Origin of the sequence: Providencia sneebia DSM 19967 (genome assembly GCF_000314895.2) — a bacterium.
Lineage (GTDB): Bacteria > Pseudomonadota > Gammaproteobacteria > Enterobacterales > Enterobacteriaceae > Providencia > Providencia sneebia.
Map to the genome: position 1 here is coordinate 1,001,214 of NZ_CM001773.1, position 21,554 is coordinate 1,022,767.

The 21,554-nt window shown below is 38.8% G+C and carries 15 protein-coding genes; 10 read left to right on the top strand and 5 right to left on the bottom strand.

Annotated features, from left to right (window positions below):
• Nucleotides 1-31 precede the first annotated feature (31 nt).
• The gene (gene murA / locus OO7_RS04015; RefSeq protein WP_008914690.1) at nt 32-1,294 is read left to right on the top strand and encodes a UDP-N-acetylglucosamine 1-carboxyvinyltransferase; all 1,263 of its coding nucleotides are present in this window, start codon (nt 32-34) and stop codon (nt 1,292-1,294) included.
• A gap of 463 nt (nt 1,295-1,757) precedes the next feature.
• A complete protein-coding gene (locus OO7_RS04020) occupies nt 1,758-2,507 on the top strand; it encodes a hypothetical protein (protein WP_008914691.1) in 750 nt (249 codons plus the stop codon).
• A gap of 59 nt (nt 2,508-2,566) precedes the next feature.
• Here the strand turns inward: OO7_RS04020 and degS are convergent, their stop codons facing one another.
• From degS to zapG, 3 genes are all read right to left on the bottom strand, one after another.
• Nucleotides 2,567-3,631, bottom strand: a complete 1,065-nt coding sequence (gene degS / locus OO7_RS04025; RefSeq protein WP_008914692.1) for an outer membrane-stress sensor serine endopeptidase DegS — start codon at nt 3,629-3,631, stop codon at nt 2,567-2,569.
• A 111-nt stretch (nt 3,632-3,742) separates the two neighbouring features.
• Complete coding sequence (locus OO7_RS04030) at nt 3,743-5,137, bottom strand: Do family serine endopeptidase (RefSeq protein ID WP_008914693.1); 1,395 nt, start codon at nt 5,135-5,137, stop codon at nt 3,743-3,745.
• Between the two features lie 410 nt (nt 5,138-5,547).
• Nucleotides 5,548-5,952 (bottom strand): Z-ring associated protein ZapG, encoded by a 405-nt coding sequence (gene zapG / locus OO7_RS04035; protein ID WP_008914694.1) that lies wholly within the window; start codon nt 5,950-5,952, stop codon nt 5,548-5,550.
• A 372-nt stretch (nt 5,953-6,324) separates the two neighbouring features.
• On the opposite strand from zapG, the gene zapE reads away from it, so the two are divergent.
• The 5 genes from zapE (at nt 6,325) to sspB (ending at nt 10,340) form a co-directional block, all read left to right on the top strand.
• Complete coding sequence (zapE, locus tag OO7_RS04040) at nt 6,325-7,455, top strand: cell division protein ZapE (protein WP_008914695.1); 1,131 nt, start codon at nt 6,325-6,327, stop codon at nt 7,453-7,455.
• Between the two features lie 279 nt (nt 7,456-7,734).
• Nucleotides 7,735-8,163 (top strand): 50S ribosomal protein L13, encoded by a 429-nt coding sequence (gene rplM, locus OO7_RS04045; RefSeq protein WP_008914696.1) that lies wholly within the window; start codon nt 7,735-7,737, stop codon nt 8,161-8,163.
• 15 nt (nt 8,164-8,178) lie between these two features.
• Nucleotides 8,179-8,571, top strand: a complete 393-nt coding sequence (gene rpsI / locus OO7_RS04050; protein WP_004258235.1) for a 30S ribosomal protein S9 — start codon at nt 8,179-8,181, stop codon at nt 8,569-8,571.
• Nucleotides 8,572-9,198: 627 nt separating this feature from the next.
• A complete protein-coding gene (gene sspA, locus OO7_RS04055) occupies nt 9,199-9,840 on the top strand; it encodes a stringent starvation protein SspA (protein ID WP_008914697.1) in 642 nt (213 codons plus the stop codon).
• Nucleotides 9,841-9,848: 8 nt separating this feature from the next.
• Nucleotides 9,849-10,340, top strand: coding sequence for a ClpXP protease specificity-enhancing factor (sspB, locus tag OO7_RS04060; protein ID WP_008914698.1), 492 nt, complete (start codon nt 9,849-9,851; stop codon nt 10,338-10,340).
• A gap of 219 nt (nt 10,341-10,559) precedes the next feature.
• Here the strand turns inward: sspB and OO7_RS04065 are convergent, their stop codons facing one another.
• Together OO7_RS04065 and gltB are read right to left on the bottom strand one after the other, a co-directional pair.
• Nucleotides 10,560-11,975 carry an FAD-dependent oxidoreductase gene (locus OO7_RS04065; protein WP_008914699.1) on the bottom strand — a complete coding sequence of 472 codons (1,416 nt, stop codon included), beginning with the start codon at nt 11,973-11,975 and terminating at the stop codon, nt 10,560-10,562.
• 11 nt (nt 11,976-11,986) lie between these two features.
• On the bottom strand, nt 11,987-16,450 hold the full coding sequence (gene gltB / locus OO7_RS04070) for a glutamate synthase large subunit (protein WP_008914700.1): 4,464 nt from the start codon (nt 16,448-16,450) through the stop codon (nt 11,987-11,989).
• 1,111 nt (nt 16,451-17,561) lie between these two features.
• On the opposite strand from gltB, the gene arcB reads away from it, so the two are divergent.
• The 3 genes from arcB to mtgA all read left to right on the top strand — a co-directional run bounded on the left by arcB (nt 17,562) and on the right by mtgA (nt 21,520).
• The gene (gene arcB, locus OO7_RS04075; RefSeq protein ID WP_008914701.1) at nt 17,562-19,904 is read left to right on the top strand and encodes an aerobic respiration two-component sensor histidine kinase ArcB; all 2,343 of its coding nucleotides are present in this window, start codon (nt 17,562-17,564) and stop codon (nt 19,902-19,904) included.
• A gap of 231 nt (nt 19,905-20,135) precedes the next feature.
• Entirely contained in the window at nt 20,136-20,786 is a 651-nt protein-coding gene (gene elbB, locus OO7_RS04080; protein WP_008914702.1) for an isoprenoid biosynthesis glyoxalase ElbB, read from the top strand.
• A gap of 8 nt (nt 20,787-20,794) precedes the next feature.
• Nucleotides 20,795-21,520 (top strand): monofunctional biosynthetic peptidoglycan transglycosylase, encoded by a 726-nt coding sequence (gene mtgA, locus OO7_RS04085; protein WP_008914703.1) that lies wholly within the window; start codon nt 20,795-20,797, stop codon nt 21,518-21,520.
• The last annotated feature ends 34 nt before the right edge of the window (nt 21,521-21,554 follow it).

The window sequence follows — 21,554 nt, forward strand, 5'->3', positions numbered from 1 at the left end:
GTATCTAAAATTTGAATGCGAGACTCACTGAATGGATAAATTTTTAGTTAAAGGCCCGACCCGTTTGGAAGGGGAAGTAACAATATCAGGCGCAAAAAATGCTGCATTACCAATCCTGTTCGCTGCATTACTCGCTGAAGAGCCAGTAGAAATACAAAATGTTCCAGAACTTAAAGATATTGATACAACAATCAAACTATTGAATCAATTAGGAACAAAAGTTGAACGCAATGGTTCAATTTATGTGGATGCGCGAAATGTGACAGAATACTGCGCACCTTATGACCTTGTTAAAACAATGCGCGCTTCTATTTGGGCACTTGCGCCTTTAGTGGCTCGTTTCGGTCACGGAGAAGTCTCATTACCGGGTGGATGTGCTATTGGTGCTCGCCCTGTTGATTTACATATTTCTGGCCTTGAACAACTTGGCGCTAATATTGTTTTAGAAGACGGTTATGTTAAAGCAAGTGTCGATGGACGTCTAAAAGGTGCGTGCATTGTCATGGATAAAGTGAGTGTTGGCGCGACAGTCACCATTATGACTGCTGCAACACTTGCAGAAGGTACGACAGTAATTGAAAATGCTGCTCGAGAACCTGAAATCGAAGATACAGCGAATTTTTTAAATACATTAGGCGCAAAAATTACAGGTGCTGGTACTGATCGCATTGTGATTGAAGGTGTTGAACGCTTAGGTGGTGGAACTTATCGCGTCCTTCCAGACCGTATTGAAACGGGAACTTTCCTTATTGCTGCTGCTGTGTCAAAAGGTAAAGTTATTTGCCATAATGCCGCACCAGAAACACTGGATGCAGTATTAGCTAAATTACGCGAAGCTGGCGCTAAAATTGAAGTGGGTGATGATTGGATCAGCCTTGATATGCAAGGGAAACGCCCTAAAGCGGTAACGCTACGTACCGCTCCACATCCAGGATTTCCAACTGATATGCAAGCACAATTTAGCTTACTTAATTTAGTTGCTGAAGGTGCTGGTATGATCACGGAAACAATCTTTGAAAACCGTTTCATGCATATTCCTGAATTGATCCGTATGGGTGCCCACGCTGAAATTGAAAGTAATACTGTTCTTTGCCATGGCGTAGAAAAACTAACAAGTGCACAGGTAATGGCAACCGATCTACGTGCATCAGCTAGCCTCGTCATTGCAGGTTGTATTGCGGAAGGGACAACAACTGTTGATCGTATCTATCATATTGATCGTGGTTATGAGCATATTGAAGATAAGTTAAGAGCTTTAGGCGCTGATATTCAGCGCGTTCATTCAAACGATTAAATATTATGTGAATACACAGGTGATTTTGTAAGTGTATTAGTTTCATTCGCACCTCTAGGAGTAGATAAATATTCGCTTCTAGAGGCGTTTCTATTTCTTTTCACAATATGACTATTTCATCATTTCAATTTTATCGGCTTTGCATTCTGTAGCGTCCTTTAAACTATTGTCACATTTTTATTCTAATGGTCTTAAGAATAACATAGTTTTATGAAATTCATGATTTATAAAAATTATTTAATAGCTATTCATAAGCTAGGTTTTTTACTGTAACTAAATTACGTAAAATATATCTTTTATATTTTTTTAGTTATTCATAATAAATCACTTCTAATAAATTTAAAGATCTTTTAATCTTTAATTAGTTAAATATTTCTAAGTTGTCGTTGAATTTAACTAAATAGTATTTTTAAGTTTGATATATGTATATAAAACCCAGTATTAAATTAAAAGTGAGTTTAAAATGTCAAAAATAAGTTTATCGGATAAAGTGAATATATATTTCCGTAATAATATTTTGAATCATAATGTATCTTCAAAAACGGTAAAAGGATTACTAAAAAAAGTCAAATCAATAAATGATAATAATATCAAGTATGGTAAAAATGATAAGATCCCAATGTTAATAGTGAATGCATTAGTAAGAAAAAAGAACCTTAGTTTGAGTAAAAAAATATACTCAATTAATGTGGATTCAGAATACCTTAAATTACAGGAAAAAATGGATCTTATATGTGTGATTAATAATGAACTCAATCGACATCAATATAATAGAAAAGAGAAAATAGTTATTTCTCCAAATACTGGCGTAAAGAAATTTAATGATATCAATGTTAAAAATGTATCTCCATGCTTAACAACGAATAGAGATAATTTATTAAAAATAACATCTAATACTTCTAGTGAGAATATAGAGAAAAACGAGATAAAAGAAATTAAGAAAAAAGTCCCACTCACACTAGAGGATTTTGTTCCTGGTAAATTTGAGGATTCTTATGGGTATATTATTTTAGATAAAGAAGATTTTATAAAAGAAATTCAAAGAATTTCTACCATAAATACAAAAAATGAGCATGTTGTAAAAAATGAAAAGAAACATGCATTATTTAAAATTAATCAAAGAGGTTTACCGAATAAAAATACAAAAATTTTTAATTTAATTAATAGTATTAATATACAGAGTGAGGGTAATTTGAAATTAACAGGTAGATAATTTAATAGAAGCGTCAGGTTTTGATCTGACGCTTTTACCAAATTGAGTGATAAGAAAATTTAATTTACTTGCTCATCTGGTATTTCTTCAATAATAACATCAACATCTTTAACTTCGCCATCGCGTAAAACTTTGACAATAATTTTACTGCCGGGGCGAATTTCAGCGACTAAATCCATCGTTTCAGCGGCAGATACTGCAGTTTTGCCATCAACTGATAATATAATATCACCTTGTAATATACCGGATTTTTCTGCGGGGCCATTTGCCGCTATTTGAAATACGCGTAATCCATGAATTTGGTTGATATTATTATTATTGGTTCTGATCTGAGGTAATTCGCGAGCAGTGATCCCGATATAGCCGCGGATAACACGACCATCGCGGATCAATTTTTCCATAATTTTAGTCGCAAGTGTGGTAGGAATGGTGAAACTCAGCCCTTCTGAACTGACCCCTTGCCCAGCAGTGAAAGAAAGTGTGTTGATGCCAACTAGTTCACCTTCAGTATTAATTAATGCTCCTCCGGAGTTTCCAGAATTGATTGAAGCATCTGTTTGCAGAAAGTTTTGGCGGCGGGTAGAACTTAAACCAACTCGCCCCGTTGCGCTGATTATTCCTTGGGTCACTGTTTGACCAATATTATATGGATTACCAATTGCCAAAACGACATCACCAACATGGGTTATGCGCGAGCTATTGATTGGAATAACTGGAAGGTTTTCTGCATCTATTTTGAGTACGGCAAGATCTGTTAATTTATCAGAGCCGACTAATAACGCATCAAATATTGAACCATCTTGTAAGGCTACTAAAATTTGGTCAGGATTATCAACCACATGCTTATTTGTAATAATATAGCCGTTAGAGCTCATGATCACGCCAGAACCAAGAGATTTTAGCTCTCGACCAGACTGAGAAAAGCTACCTTTAGAACTGCTATAAACGTAAACGACCGCAGGCGCAGCTTTACGAACAGCTTTATTATAGCTGACAGGTTCGCTATCTACTTTACCCGAGAGCAAATTTGTTAAGCCAATAGGACGTAAAGAGGGAACCGCAATAACAATAATTATAGCGGTTAATAGGCCTAGCATTGCCGCCCAGATAAGCTTTTTCACCATAAGATATCGAATTCAGCTGGTTAATATAGAAAACTTGAGCATACCATAAAAAAACAGGCACAGCAGTTTGTACTGTACCTGTTTTTACTTTATCGAAAAAATGTGAGCGAATTAATTTTTCATTAGTAAATATAAAGTTTCGCTACCACGGAGTACTTTCATTGCTAGAACAGGTGGTTTTGCTTCAATGATTTTGCGGAACTGCTCGATGTTTTCAATGCGAGTATCATTCACACCAAAGATCAAGTCACCTTTCATTAGGCCGATTGCAGCAGCGGGTGATTTAGGTGTAACGCTATCAATTTGAACACCTTTTGTATTACTTACCGTCGCGTTCGATAATGTTGCACCTAATAAGGACTCACTCAGTTTTTCTGCTTTAGTTGCTTCGCCTTCGTCATTTTCTAAAACGACTTTGACATCCATTGGTTTACCTGAACGAATTAAGCCAATAGTGATCTCTTTGCCGATTTGGCTAGTACCAATTTTAGCTCTTAGCTCAGCAAAGCTATTAATGCGTTTGCCATCGACAGAAACTAATACGTCACCTGATTTAATTCCAGCTTTGGCAGCTGAAGATTTAGGCAGTACTTCACTAACAAATGCACCACGTTGAGCATCAATATTGAATGCTTTCGCGATGTCAGAATTCATTTCAGTACCTTTAATGCCTAGGATACCGCGCTTGACTTCACCGTGTTTAATCAGTTGTTCACTGAGGTTTTTTGCCATATTACTTGGGATAGCAAAACCGATACCGATATTCCCGCCACCAGGCGCTAGAATTGCGGTATTAATACCAATTAATTCACCATTTAGGTTAACCAATGCACCACCTGAGTTACCGCGGTTAATTGATGCATCTGTTTGAATGAAGTTTTCGAGTCCTTCAAGATTTAATCCACTACGACCAAGTGCAGAAATAATCCCTGACGTTGCTGTTTGACCTAAGCCAAATGGGTTACCAACTGCAACGGCAAAGTCACCAACACGTAGTTTGTCTGAATCTGCAATGTTTACCGCGGTTAGATTCTTGATATCTTTTTCATTCAACACTTTCAGTAGTGCAATATCAGTCTGTGCATCTTTACCGATTAGCTTAACAGTAATTTCACGTCCGTCATTTAGCTGAATTTGGATTTTATCTGCACCATCAATAACGTGGTTGTTGGTTAAAATGTAGCCTTGTTTAGCATCAATAATGACACCTGAACCCAAGCCTTCAAATGGTCTCACACTTTGTTGTGGAGAAGGCATATTTGGGCCAAAGAAGAATTTCAGTTCTTCTGGAATTTGTTGGTTCTGTACTCGGGTACCAGAAACATGAATATTAACAACCGCTGGCAGTACTTTTTCCAACATAGGTGCCAAACTTGGCATATTTTGGCTTTGTGATGATGCAGGCAGTGTAGCAGGTAAAGCAGCAACACTGACTGAAGGTAATACTGAAAGGGATAATCCTAGACTCATTGCTGCTGCAGTGAGGAAAAAATTTTTTCTTTTCATCATTCCGTAGATTCTCTTAAGAATAAAATTGATCAGGCTGTAATCGTTTTTACAGATATCAAGATATTTCTAAATATCAGATTTGATTTTACTGATTAATATGACTATGGATTATGCGCAAAAGTTCCGGCAACAGGTAGTGAATATCCATTCTTTTACATCTATTTACACGTAATGTAAATGTGGCTTTAGTTTCTATACATTTTTGAAATAAAAAGAAATAAAAATTTATCGGGTATATCTGACTCAATATAGCAAATGAGGATTAAGGTCAGGAATTAACATGATTTTAGGATAAAAAACACATTTTATTCTGATTTTTCTACATATTGAAAATAACGATCGCGCGTAAATTAATAATCCACCAGTAAGCAGAGACTTATCGTTACTGGTGAATCAAATTGAGATAATTACTTCTCTTTATCATCTACAGGGCGAAATAACCCAGAAGCGCCTTCAGAGTAATCTCTTGGTGGCATTTTGACTGGAGCTTGGTCATTATCAGCTTCGGATTCAGTTAAGCGATAATTAAATGGATTATCTTGCGCAGGCATATCAGGCATCAGTTCAGAGGAGCTTTGTGCCATATGTTGATATAGTTGACGATAATCACGCGCCATATTATCCAGCAACTCAGCACTGCGAGCAAAATGACCAACAAGCTCTTTGCGGTATTCCTCTAATTCTATATTTTTTTTATCCAATTCAGCTTGTGCTGTTTTTTGTTGGCGAAGTTTTGGGTTTCCATAACGGACAACTAATGCGCCGATAATGAAACCAATAACTAATCCGATTAGTGCATACTCCCAGGTCATGCTGACTCCTTCGTTTTACATCAGTGTTCGCATTAAAGAAATAGAAATTAAGCTTAGTTAGCTATAACTATACCTAAAATAATTCAAGTTGCCTGTAAGCATCAAGCAAAACTATCCTTAGGGTACGTAAAGTTATCGTGATTTGGATAGTAACCTTAAGTGGTATGTTATAGTTATATGGTAACGTTAAGTATGACGAATATCGACTTGTTAATGTATGAAAATGGCAGATAAAAGCAATATTTCCAATTCCGATTAAGTATTTTTAACAGCTTTGCAATGAGAATTATAATGGATAATCACTGACTCTAATCAGTACGGTGTTTATTGTATCACATTAAAAAAAAAGAATTTTTAAGGATTATTCAGTTAATGTCTCCGATGACCCCAACTCTGCGTTACCAACAGGCGCTTGCTGAAGGTAACTATCAGCCTGATGATGTACAAAAACGTGCGGTTGCACGTTTGGATGAAATTTATCAGCAATTGATTGATGCTTCAAAGAATGAACAAACAGCACAGACTCGCGGCCTTAAAACACGTTTAAGTCGCCTATTTGGCAAAAATACGACGACAGATATACAACCTGTTCGCGGACTGTATATGTGGGGGGGAGTTGGCCGCGGTAAAACTTGGCTTATGGATATGTTCTACGATAGTTTGCCTGGAGATAGAAAGTTACGTCTTCACTTTCATCGCTTTATGAAAAAGGTACAAGAGGACTTAATGGCATTACAAGGTCATGAAAATCCTTTAGATATTATTGCGGATGAATTTAAAAAACAGACGGATATCTTATGTTTTGATGAGTTTTTTGTCTCCGATATCACTGATGCTATGATTTTAGGTACACTTCTTGAAGGGCTATTTGCACGCGGGATCACCTTAGTTGCGACCTCAAATATTATTCCTGACGACTTATATCGCAATGGCTTACAAAGGGCGCGTTTTTTACCCGCCATTGAGCAAATTAAGAAGTATTGTGACATTATGAATGTTGATGCGGGCGTTGATTACCGCTTACGCACACTCACACAAGCCCATCTTTTTCTATCGCCCATTAATGATGAAAGCCGCAAACATCTTGACGAAACCTTTGTGAAGCTAGCGGGGAAAAGTGGGGAACAAAACCCAATTCTTGAGGTGAATCATCGCAAAATGCAGGCAATTCGTTCTGCTGAAGGTGTTTTAGCGATTAGCTTCAAAACGTTATGTGAAGAGCCGCGTAGCCAGAATGATTATATTTATCTTTCTAATTGTTATCACACCGTTTTGCTATACGATGTACCTGAGTTAGGCGTGAAAGAAGAGAATGCAGCACGACGTTTTCTTGCTTTAATTGATGAGTTTTATGAACGTAAGGTAAAGCTCATTATTAATGCTCAAGTCCCGATGGAATCCTTGTATCAAGGAACATTATTGGCTTTTGAATATCAGCGCTGCCTATCTCGCTTACAGGAAATGCAAAGTGAAGAGTATTTAAAAATACCTCACTTAGCGTAAAATAAGTCAAAGTAATTTGCTTGTTTTATGAGCATAATTACCTGCGAAATTTATTAAGATAGAAAAAAATTGTTTTTGGGGTCGATTTTTATTGCTGACTTCTCTATAATCTTGCGACCCCACGTTACAGTGATGTTTTTTATTTCCCAAAAAATATCACATAATGCCGGCTAGGCTGCTCGAAGGGGTAGGTTTGCTGGACAAGAGTCGTGTGAGCCTCAGTAAGTTTATGAACATGAGTGTTCACCAACGTGTAACTTCAATATTGGGTAAGTTTTAATGAAAACTTTTACAGCTAAACCAGAAACCGTAAAACGCGACTGGTACGTTGTTGATGCAGATGGCAAAACTTTAGGCCGTCTTGCAACTGAAATTGCTCTCCGTCTGCGCGGGAAGCATAAAGCGGAATATACTCCGCACGTGGATACTGGTGATTACATCATCGTTCTGAACGCAGAAAAAGTTGCTGTTACCGGCAATAAACGCGAAGACAAAATCTATTATCGCCACACAGGCCATGTAGGTGGAATTAAGCAAGCGACTTTCGAAGAGATGATTGCTCGCAGTCCTGAGCGTGTGATTGAAATCGCGGTTAAAGGCATGTTGCCAAAAGGGCCTCTGGGTCGTGCAATGTACCGTAAACTGAAAGTTTACGCAGGTAATGAGCACAACCACGCGGCACAACAACCGCAAGTTCTTGACATTTAATCGGGATTATAAGCAATGGCTGAAAATCAATACTACGGCACTGGTCGCCGCAAAAGCTCATCTGCTCGTGTCTTTATTAAGCCGGGTAGCGGTAACATCACAATCAATCAGCGTACACTAGAACAGTACTTTGGTCGCGAAACTGCGCGCATGGTCGTTCGTCAACCGCTGGAATTGGTTGAAATGTTGGAAAAATTGGATCTGTACATCACTGTTAAAGGTGGTGGTATTTCAGGTCAGGCTGGCGCAATCCGTCACGGTATTACTCGTGCACTGATGGCTTATGACGAAACTCTTCGTTCAGATCTACGTAAAGCTGGTTTTGTTACCCGCGATGCGCGTTCTGTTGAGCGTAAGAAAGTTGGTCTACGTAAAGCACGTCGTCGTCCACAGTTCTCCAAACGTTAATTTATTGCCTTTTGGGCATAAAATTGATGAAAAAACCCGTCTTATTGGCGGGTTTTTTATTATTTAGATCGACTTATTAATTGTTTAATATCTATATTTCATTTCTATTTTTTATTTTTGAATAAAATATTATCAACTTTATGCAGCTTTTATTATTCATAATGCAAATTATTAGCCAACAAGATTAGAGTTAACTTCAAGGTTTTTATTCTATTTTAATGCCTTAGATAATGTTTTTATCTGTAAAATTAATCGTAATTTGTCTGGATTAATATTTAGTTGTGATTTTTTCATCATTCCCACCCTAAGTTGTGCAAAATCTGTTAGAATATGCGACTACTTTTTATTTTCTTATTTCTCGCTTTATATTCAAAATAATTCGAGTTGTGTGTAAGCATCCTCTAAGTTCAGGCGATGTCATTAAAAATAGTCTGGATGGATCTCTAAGAGCATCAGCTTCTATGTGATTTGAATACTCATAACAGAATATACAGTACGAGAGGGTTGTGCTGGCTTTCAATATGGATACATGAAAGCTTTGGCATTGGGAAATTTAAAATGGGTATTTCGTAGTTATTAAAATACAAACTACAGTTTATCTCATTTTTATGCAATTTGGAGGTTTTAATGGCTGTCGCTCCTAACAAACGTTCGGTAATGACATTATTTTCAAGCCCAACCAATATTTTTAGCCATCAAGTTCGTATTGTTCTGGCTGAAAAAGGGGTTAGCGTTGAAATTGAGAATGTTGAACAAGGTCATCTGCCTCAAGATCTGATAGATTTGAACCCATACCAGAGTGTGCCAACACTGGTTGATCGCGATCTTACTTTGTATGACCCACATATCATTATGGAATATCTTGATGAGCGTTTTCCTCATCCGCCATTAATGCCTGTTTACCCTGTTGCTCGTGCGACTAGCCGTCAATTAATGCATCGTATTGAAAAAGATTGGTATTCATTGATGTATAAAATTGAAAGAGGAACTGCGCAGGAAGCTGATCACGCACGTCGTCAACTTGCTGAAGAACTGATTGCAATTTCACCTATATTTGCTGAATGCCCATTCTTTATGAGTGATGAATTTAGCTTAGTTGATTGCTATTTGGCTCCGCTGCTATGGCGTTTACCTGTTCTTGGTATTGAATTGAAGCCATCAAGCAGCAAACATCTGCAAATGTATATGCAACGTGTTTTTGAGCGCGATGCATTCTTAGCATCAATGACAGAATTAGAACGCGAAATGCGTCTGTCTGCACGAGGTTAAGTAGCATGATGGAAATGACGCCAATGACACCGCGGCGCCCCTATTTATTACGGGCTCATTACGAGTGGCTGCTTGATAATGACATGACACCGCATTTGGTTGTTGATGTCACAGCGCCGAATGTTAATGTACCAATGGAATTCGCTCGTGATGGTCAAATCGTCTTGAATGTGGCGCCTCGTGCTGTTGGTAATTTTGCCATCAGCAATGATGAAGTCACTTTTAATGCTAGGTTTGGCGGAGTTCCTCGCCAAGTATATGTTCCTATGGCGGCAATCATTGCAGTTTATTCTCGTGAAAATGGTGCAGGGATGATGTTTGAACCTGAAGCGGCTTATGAAGAGCAACTCACAGGCCATACCCATGTTGAAGAAGACAGTTCTTCTGAAGGCATTTCATTAGTTCATGAGTCAGAACCGACACATGATGAGTCATCTCCATCAGATGATGAGCCAACGCCCCCACCTAAAGGGCGTCCGTCTCTTCGGGTTATTAAATAATCCACTTAGATTGATGCATTAATTATGTTCTGGAACCCAAATCATTTTTGATGGTTTGGGTTCTTTGTTTTGTGGTATGGGTTATAGCTTAAAAATAGTAATGGATGTATTTCTATGAATGCAAAGTGAGGGAAAACAAGGTTTATCTTGTTCTGCTCATCATCTGACAGAGGGATTGCTCCCCCTGTGGTTGAACGATATTAAACATCCATAAAGTACTTAAACGCCCATAAAGCAGAGTATGCCATCGGCTGCTTTACGTCCTTCTGCAATGGCGGTGACCACTAAATCTGACCCTCTCACAATATCTCCACCTGCAAATATTTTAGGATTGGAGGTTTGATAAGCTAAAACACCTTCACTATCTGCAATGATCCGACCTTGAGTATCGAGTTGAACATTGTGCTCATCGAGCCATGGCATAGCGTGAGGACGGAAGCCAAATGCTGTTATGACGGCATCCGCAGGTAACAAATGCTCAGAGCCTGCGATGGGTTCAACTTGCGCTCGACCATTGTGCCCAGTAGTGATTTGCGTTTTGACAACTTTGATACCACAAACTTTGCCTTGTTGGTCTATCTCAATACTTATTGGCTGTAAATTAAAAAGAAATTCAGCCCCTTCTTCACGTGCATTTTTCACTTCTCTTGGTGAACCGGGCATATTTGCTTCATCACGTCGATATGCGCAGCTAACTTGTGTTGCACCTTGGCGAATTGCTGTGCGAACACAATCCATTGCAGTATCACCACCACCGAGTACAACCACGCGTTGATTTTTTAGCTGCACATAAGGCATTTGCGAGTCTTCATCAAAACCCATAATTTGTCGAGTATTGGCAATGAGATAAGGAAGCGCATCATAAACGCCAGCGGCATCTTCATTGACAAGTTGCCCTTTTGTGGATTGATAAGTACCAGTTCCAAGAAACACAGCATCATATTCATCAATCAGTTTTTGTAGTGGTATATCTTTACCAATTTGAGTATTGAGTTTGAACTCAATTCCCATTGAGGTAAAAATTTCCCTACGTCGCGACATGATCTCTTTTTCTAACTTGAAAGCGGGAATACCAAAAGTCAGTAATCCCCCAATTTCAGGGTGCTTATCATATACAGTTGCTGCGACTCCATTACGCGCTAATACATCCGCACAGGCAAGCCCAGCAGGGCCTGCACCAATAATAGCAACGCGTTTATTTGTTGGCGTGACATGCGAAAGGTCGGGACGCCAGCCCATAGCGAATGCAGTATCATTGATATAACGCTCAATATTACCGATAGTGACAGCACCAAAATCATCATTTAGTGTACAAGCACCTTCACATAAGCGATCTTGTGGGCAAACGCGTCCACACACTTCAGGCAAACTATTTGTTTGATGAGATAATTCAGCCGCTTCAATGATGCGCCCTTCATTGGCAAGTTTTAGCCAATTAGGAATATAATTATGAACAGGGCATTTCCATTCACAGTAAGGGTTACCACATGAAAGACAGCGATCTGCCTGTGTTTGCGCTTGAGCTCCACTAAAAGGTTCATAGATCTCAATAAATTCAATTTTACGAATATTTAATGCTTTTTTAGGCGGATCAACACGTTGTAAGTCGATGAATTGATAAACATTCTGGCTCATTTTTCCTCTCCTTACTGCGCTTGAACGCGTAATTCAGCTGCTGAACGGCTACGATGGCCTAATAGTGCGTTAACATCACTTGATTTTGGTTTAACCAGTGTAAAGCGACTAAGCCAATAGTGCCAATTTGCTAATATATCTTCTGCACGCGGTGAATGGGTGAAATGAAGGTGTTCAGTAATCAGGCCCCGTAAGTGTTCGGCATGAATGGGTAAGTCATTCACCGAAAGTAACTCAACCATTTCATTATTGACGCGTCGAGAAAATATCTCTTCATCATCAAGAACGTAAGCGAATCCACCTGTCATTCCTGCACCAAAGTTAATGCCTGTTTTTCCTAGCACACAGACAATTCCGCCTGTCATATATTCGCAACCATTATCGCCAATGCCTTCAATGACCGCGGTTGCACCTGAATTACGTACGGCAAAACGCTCTCCTGCTAAACCTGCTGCATAAAGTTTACCGCCAGTTGCGCCATAAAGGCAGGTGTTGCCAGCAATCGTGGTTTTATGAGTCTCAAAGAAAGATCCTACTGGTGGACGAATGGCGATAATACCGCCAGCCATACCTTTACCCACATAATCGTTTGCATCACCCGTTAAGATTAATTCAACACCTCCTGCATTCCAAACACCAAAACTTTGTCCTGCTGTACCTGTAAAGCAGAGTTGTAAAGGTGAGGCAGCAAAACCTTGATCGCCATAGCGGCGAGCTATTTCACCCGATAGTGCTGCGCCGACAGAACGGTCAGTGTTCATGATGTCATAGTAGAAGGTTTTAGACTGTTTTTGGGCTAAATAGGGTTCTACATCTTGTAAAATACGTTGATTGAGCAATCCTTTATCAAATGGCGGATTGGTTTCTGTACAAAAAACAGCGGCATCAACATGTGGCTCACTAGTTTCCAGTAAACTGTTTAAGTTGAGTCTATTTTGTTTAGCGGTTTTACCTTCAATGATTTCAAGTAAATCAGTGCGACCAATTAGGTCCGTGAGCTTAGTCACACCAAGAGCAGCCATCAATTCACGTGTTTCTCGCGCGATAAAGCGAAAATAGTTAATAACTCGCTCAGGTAAGCCATGATAATGATGGTTTCTCAGTGTGTCATCTTGAGTTGCAACGCCTGTTGCACAGTTATTGAGATGGCAAATTCGTAAATATTTACAGCCAAGTGCAACCATTGGCCCAGTTCCAAAACCAAAACTTTCAGCACCTAATATGGCGGCTTTAATGATATCTAGCCCTGTTTTTAAACCACCATCTGTCTGTAAACGGATTTTATGACGTAATCCATTGGCAACTAATGCTTGCTGAGTTTCAACTAATCCCAACTCCCATGGGCACCCCGCATATTTAACAGAAGAAATCGGACTCGCACCTGTTCCACCATCATATCCCGCCACTGTAATTAAATCGGCATAAGCTTTTGCGACACCAGTTGCAATGGTGCCTACACCCGGTTCAGAAACTAATTTAACCGAGATAAGGGCGTTCGGATTGACTTGCTTAAGGTCAAAAATAAGTTGTGCGAGATCTTCAATTGAATAGATATCATGATGAGGTGGTGGTGAAATTAAAGTCACGCCCGGAACGGAGTAACGTAATCTTGCAATGTAAGGTGTGACTTTATCTCCCGGAAGTTGGCCACCTTCACCTGGTTTTGCACCCTGAGCAACCTTAATTTGAATGACATCAGCATTAACAAGATAGGCAGGTGTGACACCAAAACGGCCAGAAGCAACTTGCTTAATTCGAGAGCGTTTTTGTGTACCATAACGAGCAGGATCTTCTCCACCTTCACCGGAATTAGAGAAACCACCTAATGTATTCATGGCGATAGCTAAGGCTTCATGAGCTTCAGGACTAAGCGCGCCGATAGACATTGCCGCAGTATCAAAGCGAGAAAATAGGGCTTCCTCTGATTCTACATCAGACAAATCAATGGCGTTATCAGTCGCTTTTAGTGCCAATAAATCGCGAAAGGTGGTAACTGGGCGATGGTTAACGAGCTGAGCATATTTTAAATAATCTGCATAATCACCGCTGTGCACTGCTTGTTGAAGCGTTTTGACAACATCAGGATTATAGGCATGAAATTCGCCATTATGGGTATATTTGAGTAGGCCGCCTTGGTCAATTGATAAACGAGGTAACCAAGCTTTACGCGATAAGTTAAACAGGTCTAATTCAAAATCACTAAAGTCGGCTCCACCAACTCGGCTGACAACACCATTAAAACATAATTGTGTGACTTCTTCATGTAATCCCACCGCTTCAAAGAGCTCAGCACAACGGTAAGAAGCAATGGTAGAAATCCCCATTTTTGACATGATTTTGTAGAGACCTTTGTTGATCCCATTACGATAGTTCAGTAATACATTGGCTAATGGTTTATCAAATAAATCACTTTCTGCCATTGCAGCAATTGATTCATAAGCCAAATAAGGGTAGATAGCTGTTGCACCGAAGCCAAGTAAAACAGCAAAATGGTGAGGATCTCTTGCACTGGCAGTTTCAATTATTAGGTTTGCATCACAACGCAAATTATTTTCAACTAAGCAGTGTTGAACAGCACCTACAGCCATAGCCGCAGGAATAGGTAAGCGCTCAGGGGAAATTTGGCGATCAGATAATATTAATATGACAGCGCCATCAATCACTTTTTGTTGAGCTGTTAGGCAGAGATTTTCAATCGCTTGTTTTAGTGAATGGGCTGCGGGTTGATAGGTAATGTCGAGAGTTTCAACTTTGTAGTAGCGGCTATCTTGTTCACATAATTGCTGAAAATCAGAATATAACAAAACAGGGGATTTGAAACTGAGTCGGTGAGCTTGCCCTTCCGCTTCACAAAAGACATTCATTTCACGGCCAATACAGGTCGCTAATGACATCACATGAGCTTCTCTTAGTGGATCAATAGGCGGATTTGTGACTTGTGCAAATAACTGGCGAAAATAATCATATAAAATTCGTGGGCGTGATGATAGAACGGCAAATGGCGTATCATCACCCATTGACCCAGTTGCTTCTTGCCCATTTTCACCTAACACACGGATAACTTGCTCAAGTTCTTCACTGCTATAAGCAAATTGCTTTTGATAGATAGCAAGTGTTTGGTTATCCATTGTGCGCTGTGCTTGTTCTTGAACACAATTGTCCATTTCTTCAAATGGTGTTAAGCGAATAACATTCTTTTCCAGCCAAGATTTGTAAGGATGGCGACTTTTCAAGTCATTATCAGTTTCAGCACTATGTAAAATTCGCCCTTCTTGGGTATCAATAAGCAGTAATTCACCCGGGCCAACACGCCCTTTTTCAACAACTTCATCTGGCTGGTAATCCCAAATTCCAATTTCAGAAGCGCAGGTAATGAGTTTATCTTTTGTGATGACATAACGAGCAGGGCGTAATCCATTTCTATCCAGATTACACGCTGCATAGCGACCATCTGACATCACAAGGCCTGCTGGGCCATCCCAAGGTTCCATATGCATTGAGTTAAAATCAAAAAATGCTTTGAGATCTTCACTCATATCAGGATTGTTTTGCCAAGCTGGTGGCACTAATAAGCGGATAGCTCGTACTAAATCCATTCCGCCATTAAGAAGGAGTTCTAGCATATTATCGAGAGAGCTAGAGTCTGAACCTGTTTCATTAACAAAAGGCGCAGCGGATTGTAGATCAGGAATTAATGGTGTACGAAACTTATAAGCACGGGCTCTTGCCCATTGACGGTTTCCGGTAATTGTATTGATTTCACCATTATGCGCTAAATAGCGAAAAGGTTGAGCAAGTGGCCAACGAGGAACGGTATTAGTAGAAAAACGTTGATGGAATAAGCAAATAGCGGATTCCATACGCAGATCAGCAAGATCAGGGAAAAAGCGCGGAAGGTCTGCCGCCATACACAAGCCTTTATAAATGGTGACAAGGTTTGAGAGGCTACAAATATAAAAATCACTATCACTAATGCGTTTTTCTATACGACGACGAGCAACGAATAGGCGACGTTCGAGGTCGCGAGGTCGCCAGCCTGCTGGCGCATTAATAAATAATTGCTCGATTTGTGGTAAGCTGGATAGCGCGATACTGCCTAATATATCGTGGTTAACTGGTACTTTTCGCCAACCCACAATGGCGAGCGTTTCTTCAAGGAGTTCTTCTTCAATAATACTGCGGCACTGCGCAGCAATTGTTTCATCTTGGCTCAAAAATATCATACCGACGGCATAATTACGGGCAAGACGCCAATCATTCTCTTTTGCGACGAGTTGAAAAAAACGGTCAGGTTTTTGTAGCAGTAATCCACAGCCGTCACCTGTTTTGCCATCCGCGAGTATCGCGCCACGATGTTGCATACGCGCAAGTGCATGAATAGCGGTTCTGACAATTTTATGGCTTGGTTCCCCTTCAATATGGGCGATAAGACCAAAGCCACAGTTGTCTTTTTCTAATTTCCTGTTGTATAGCATATAATCTTCTCCGTTATTATCTTCGTCGTCTTTCACGCTACAGCGGTGTTGGCTGCTTATTTTCACTCTAGTCACGTAGTTATCTACGCTCCTAGAGATTCAAATACTTGCCGCCTTGCTGTAACGCGAAATCCATAGAAGATAGTGTTATGATTTTCACGCTACAGTGGTGTTGGCTGCTTATTTTCGCTTTAGTCACGTAGTTATCTACGCTCCTAGAGATTCAAATAATTGCCGCCTTGCTGTAACGCGAAATCCATAGGAGATAATGTTATGATTTTCACGCTACAGTGGTGTTAGCTGTGGGCGTTGCTCGTCGTAGCGTGCTATTTATAGGAGAATCATGATCATTATTTTTTCACGCTACATTGCTACATTTGCTTATCCATTAATCTTTGCTCATTGTTCCCGTGACCTATCTGACGAGCACACAAAATAGCAGCGTCGGTAAATCGCTGTGTTCCATTTTTTATGAAGATACAGTCTGTTTAGAGTTGGTAAATTATGTATTCGTTGTCAGAAGAGAAAGCGGTACACGGTAAGGTTTTAAATTAGCGATATTCTGTTTCTAGGTCAAATAAGGCAAAAATGACATTATTTGCAATATAAAATAACGTTATTTTATTGATTAACAAAGAAAATATTAACGAAAATACTTTTGTGATGTGAGTCTAAGTTTTGAATATAATGTGATACACATCACTGCCAATGATAAATTTCATCTTGCGACTCTTTTGGTTACCCTGCATAAGTTAAATTGATAGTCTAATTAACACTACTATTTGTAGTGATATATTCTGTTTTGAAATATTTTGTAAAATTAATAACTCAGGTATTGTCATGATAAATGCTTATGATGCTTTTAATCTTAAGTTTTATCATCATTTCAATATTATTATATTCAATAAAATCAATCGATTAATTTTTTATTGTCTTTAGAATAAATAACCTAAATGAGTATTTTGCCTATTTTAAACGTCCAATAACCATATTAATTATCAATGATTGTTTTTGTTGTATTCGTGAGTTGAATTGATATTTTTTATCAACAATCAAACGGAGTTACCTTATTTGATATATGATTCAAGGAGGATCAATTTAAGGGGTGGTTATGAAAGTTCTTCGTGGTCTTGCGCAATATTATGTCGACTTAATGATGAAACTCGGGCTAGTCAGGTTTTCTTTACTGTTAGCTGCCGCGTTAGTTGTGTTAGCAATGATTATGCAAATGGCTGTGACCATTGTGTTACGTGGTCAAGTTGATAGCCTTGATATGGTTGGCTCTATTTTCTTTGGTTTGATTATTACGCCTTTAGCGGTTTATTTCTTGTCTGTTGTCGTTGAACAACTTGAAGAATCACGCCAGCGACTTTCCCGCATGGTTGATAAATTAGAAGTTATGCGTAAACGTGATTCTGAGCTAAATACGCAGTTGCAAGGAAATATTGAACAGCTTAATCAAGAAATTATTGAAAGAGAAAAAGCGGAACGTGCTCACCTCGAATTATTAGAACAACTCAAACAGGAAATGAAATATCGTGAGCAGACTCAAATTGAGCTTGAACAGCAATCTACCTTATTACGTTCTTTTTTAGATGCTTCACCTGATTTAGTCTACTACCGCAATGAAAATAATGAATTTTCTGGCTGTAATAGAGCCATGGAATTACTGACTGGAAAAAGTGAAAAACAGTTGGTTGGGTTAACACCATTAGATATTTATGATGTTGAAATAGCCTCTAAAGTATTGGAAACAGACGAAAAAGTTTTTCGCCACAATGTCTCCCTAACTTATGAACAATGGCTAGTTTATCCTGATGGACGCAAAGCATGTTTCGAATTACGCAAAGTTCCTTTTTATGATCGTGTAGGAAAACGACATGGGCTTATGGGCTTTGGTCGCGATATTACGGAGCGTAAGCGTTATCAAGAGGCGTTAGAGAATGCAAGTAGGGATAAGACGACCTTTATCTCAACAATTAGCCATGAGCTGCGTACGCCGCTTAATGGCATTGTTGGTTTAAGTCGTATTTTACTCGATACTGAATTAACCAACGAACAAACCAGTTATCTTAAAACCATTCATGTCAGTGCCATCACGTTAGGTAATATTTTTAATGATGTGATTGAAATGGATAAAATTGAACGTCGTAAAGTTCAAATTGATAATCAGCCCGTCATCCTTTCAGAATTTATTAGTGACTTAGAAAATTTAAGTGGCCTTTTGGTTCAGCCAAAAGGCCTAAAATTTGTCATGGATGCTAAAGTAGATTTACCTGCGAAAATATTAACTGATGGTACTCGCTTACGGCAGATTTTATGGAATTTGATTGGTAATGCGGTCAAGTTTACACAGCAAGGTGAGGTCAAATTACGCATCTGGAGTGAAAAAAATGATCAACTATTTTTCAGTGTGCAAGATAGCGGAATTGGTATTCCTAAAGATGAATTAGATAAAATCTTTGCCATGTATTATCAAGTTACCGATAGTGCAGGGGGCAGGCCTGCTACGGGGACTGGAATTGGTCTAGCGGTATCTCGCCGGTTAGCACAAAACATGGGAGGGGATATTCAAGTAAACAGTGAGATTGGAAAAGGTTCTACATTTACGCTTTCCATTAATGCGCCTGTCATCGAAGAAGAGATTTGTGATACAGAAGAAAGTGAAGAGGATTATCCATTACCGGCACTCCATATTCTTTTGGTGGAAGACATTGAATTGAATGTCGTGGTTGCCCGTTCTGTTCTTGAGAATTTAGGTAATACAGTTGATGTGGCAATGAATGGTAAAGATGCGCTTTCCATGTTTGCACCGGGGGAATATGACTTAATATTATTGGATATTCAGCTTCCTGATATGACGGGAATGGATATTGCCCGCCAACTTAATGCTCAATATAGCAAAGATGACCTACCGCCTTTAATCGCACTGACAGCAAATGTATTGAAGGATAAAAAAGAGTATTTCGACGCTGGAATGGATGGCGTATTAAGTAAACCATTAGCTGTGCCGGCATTAACGCAAATGATAGAGCAGTTCTGGGGGGAAAATGTACATGAACATGTACAAAAGGAAGCCCATGTTGTTGATGATATTAATGAATCGGTATTAGATTGTGACATGTTAGAGCAGTACTTAGAGCTGGTTGGTCCTAATCTAATTTATAATGGTCTTGATGTTTTTGAGAAAATGATCCCGGGATATTTAGCAATTTTAGATTCGAATATGATTGCAAAAGACCAAAAAGGCATTGTTGAAGAGGCACATAAAATTAAAGGTGCTGCAGGTTCTATCGGTTTGAAGAATATCCAAAAAATAGCGCAACAGATTCAATCACCAGATTTGCCAGCTTGGTGGGATAATGTTCAAGAATGGGTTGATGAATTAAAACAGGATTGGAAATCAGATATAGAAACTTTGAGAAACTATGTTGATGGCCGCACAAAAAAATAACCCCAACCGAAGTTGGGGTGCGCGAATACTGCGCCAACACCAGGGAAATCGTTGATCCACCTATAAGATTAGTTCTGGGCAGACCTTTAGAAATATTTATCGCTTAAGGGAGTAACATCAAGATACCAAATATTAGCGATTTTGTTACAAGAATCATTAAAATCTGTGATGAAGATTTATGTTTATTCCCTTTTTCCGTTAGGGCTTAATTTACTACAAATAGAGGAAGATATGAAATCAATTGCGGTTATTTTAAGTGGATGTGGTGTTTTTGATGGAAGTGAGATCCATGAATCAGTGTTAACTATGCTATCTTTGAGTAAAAATAATGCTGAAGTTCATTTTTTTGCTCCTGATGATAATCAACCTTCTGTAATTAATCATATTACTGGAGAGGAAAAAGCAGAGTATCGTAACCAAATGGAAGAGGCTTCACGTATTTCACGTGGTAAAATAGCGCCTTTATCATCAGCTGATGCGAATAAGCTGGATGGATTAATTATTCCTGGTGGATTTGGTGCGGCTAAAAATTTATGTAATTTTGCTGAAAAAGGTAGTGACTGTGAAATTAATAAAGAACTATTAAGTTTAGTACAACAAATGTACCAGCAAAAAAAGCCGTTAGGGCTGATATGTATTGCTCCGGTTATGCTTCCTAAGCTATTAAATACTTCAGTAGAGCTAACTATTGGGAATGATGAAAAAATCATTGCTGAGATAGAAAAAATGGGCGGAAGACATATAACCTGTACTGTTGATGATATTGTAGTTGATCATGCCAATAAAGTTATCACTACACCTGCTTATATGCTGGCAAATTCAATTTCAGAGGCTGAAGTTGGAATTAATAAGCTTGTTGAGAAAGTATTAGAAATGGCATGATTATCTAAATGAGAATGATGCTTTTTCACATAGGGTACTGGTTAAAGAGATTTTTATTTTTACTTATCATTTTTTGGGTAAGCACCCTTATCGTGTTTAAGTATATACCGGTACCCTTTTCTTCCGTTATGGTAGAAAGACAAATTTCCTCCTGGTTAAACTTTAATTTTTCTTATGTATCAAGATCGGAATGGGTTGATGAAAGTCACATTTCTCCCTACCTATATTTAGCTGTAATCGCTGCTGAGGATCAAAATTTTCCTCATCATTGGGGTTTTGATATTGAAGCAATTGAGAAAGCTTTTAAACATAATTTACATCCAAAAAGTACAGTCAGAGGCGCTTCGACCATTTCTCAACAAACAGTAAAAAACTTATGGTTATGGGATGGAAGAAGTTGGTTTAGGAAAGGGTTGGAAACCATGATTACACCTATTATGGAAGTTGCATGGTCAAAAACAAGGATACTTACTGTTTATTTAAATATAGTTGAGTTTGGTGATGGGGTTTTTGGGGTAGAAGAGGCATCAAAATTATTCTTTAAAAAATCAGCAAATCAATTAACTATGCAAGAAGCTGCATTATTAGCAGCTGTTTTACCAAATCCTCATCTCTATAGTGTAAAATCACCATCTTCTTATGTTTTGAAAAGGCAGGCTTGGATCCTTAAGCAAATGCATCTTTTAGGCGGTAAGAATTATCTGAAAATTAACAATGTAGGGCCTAAAAAATAAGCTGGTCATGAATATCTATCCATGATCAGCTTAT